General features: G+C 81.4%; 2 protein-coding genes. Both read left to right on the forward strand.

The features are described from left to right. The first annotated feature begins 166 nt into the window (after window positions 1–166). Window positions 167–760 carry a GerMN domain-containing protein gene (locus tag RI554_11515; GenBank protein MDR9392640.1) on the forward strand — a complete coding sequence of 198 codons (594 nt, stop codon included), beginning with the start codon at window positions 167–169 and terminating at the stop codon, window positions 758–760. Window positions 761–813: 53 nt separating this feature from the next. Next, on the forward strand, window positions 814–1551 hold a 738-nt coding region (locus RI554_11520; protein ID MDR9392641.1), incomplete at its 3' end, for a PDZ domain-containing protein.

Consider the following 1551-nt stretch of genomic DNA (forward strand, 5'->3'; position numbering starts at 1 on the left):
CGGGGTTCCGCGTGGCGTGGCGTCGACCGAAGGGGGCCGGCCCGTCGGGTCCGCCCGCCCGCGCGCTCGTCGTCGACCCCGAGCGGGGCGAACGCCGCTGGTTGGCGTTCGAGCCGCGGCCCGGTGCGCTGGCGTGGTGGGCGGTGCGCCCCGCCGGCGGGGGGCCGTGACGCGGCGCCGAACCGCCTGGCTCGCGCTCGTGGCCCTCGCGGCGGCCGCGGTCGCGATCGGCGCGTGGGTGGTGCGGTCCGGCCCCGCGGGGGGCGGGACGGGGCGCCCCGCGGTGCGCGCGGTGGCGGCCCCGGTGTTCTTCGTGCGCTACGACGCGCCCACCTTCACGCTGTCCAGCGTCGAGCGGGTCGCTCCGGCGGGGCCGGACCCGACCGCGGGGGACGGGGGGCCGGCGGACGCGACGCCGTACGCCCGCGCGCTCGTCGCGGCGTTGGCGCGCGGGCCGCGCGCGGCGGAGGCGGCGCGCGGCCTGGCCAGCGCGGTGCCGTCGGCGACGGAGGTGCGTTCGGCGGAGCGCGAGGGCGACCGGCTCGCGGTGGACCTGAGCGGCGCCGTCGTCGGGGGCGGGGGGACGAGTTCCATGCGGGCCCGCCTCGAGCAGCTTCGGTGGACGTTGACGGCGGCTCCGGACGTGCGCCGCGTGGCGCTGTCGGTCGAGGGCGAACCGCTCGAGGTGCTGGGGGGCGAGGGGTTGTGGGTCGAGCCGGAGTGGACGCGCCCGCGCGACGGCGTCCCGCCCACCTGGTGAGCGCCGCGGCGTCGCGGCGTGCTCGCGCGGCGGCCTGCGCCCTCGCGTGCGCGGTGGGGCTGCTGGTCGGTGGCGCGACGGCGCAGCCGCCGCTGCCCAGCGACGGCGACTGGCGTGCGGGGCCCGCGGTGCGCGGGGCGTTGTTCGAGCGCGTCGCGGACCGCGTGCGCGAGGCGTACGTCGACCCGACGCTGGTCGATTGGCCGACGTGGCGGGCGCGTTTCAAACCGGGCGTGGAGGCGGCCACGACCCGCGCGGCGTTGGACGCGGCGTTCGTGCGGGCGTTCGCCGGCCTGAACGACGGGCACTCGCGCTGGGTGGGTCGCCTGGTGCCGCTCGGGTCGCCCGGCGGGTCGGGGCCGGGGGACGTGGCGCCGCCGGCCCCCCCGAGCGAGCGCGAGCCACCGGGCGACGGGGAGGACGACGGGGAGCGCGATCCGGGCCTGGGTCCGGGCCCGCATCCCGGCCCGGATCCCGACCCGGACGATGCGGCGGGGCGGGCGGCGGTCGCGGGGGCGGGCGACCCCGGCCTCGAGGGGGTGCCGATCGCCGGGACCGGGTGGGTGGTGCTGCGCGCCCACCCCGGGGGCGCCGCGGACGCGGCGGGCCTCCGTCGGGGGGACGTGATCACCGCCGTCGCGGGGACGTCGACGACCGATGGACCGCCGCCCGGCGGGGTGCGGGCGCGGCTGGAGACGGCGTTGCGGGCCGGTCCGACCGACGTGCGGGTCGTCTCGCCGGGGCGGACGGCGCGCACCGTGCGCCTCGCGCCGACGCCGCTGCCCGAGGGC

Source organism: Trueperaceae bacterium (genome assembly GCA_031581195.1).
In the GTDB taxonomy this organism is placed as follows: domain Bacteria; phylum Deinococcota; class Deinococci; order Deinococcales; family Trueperaceae; genus SLSQ01.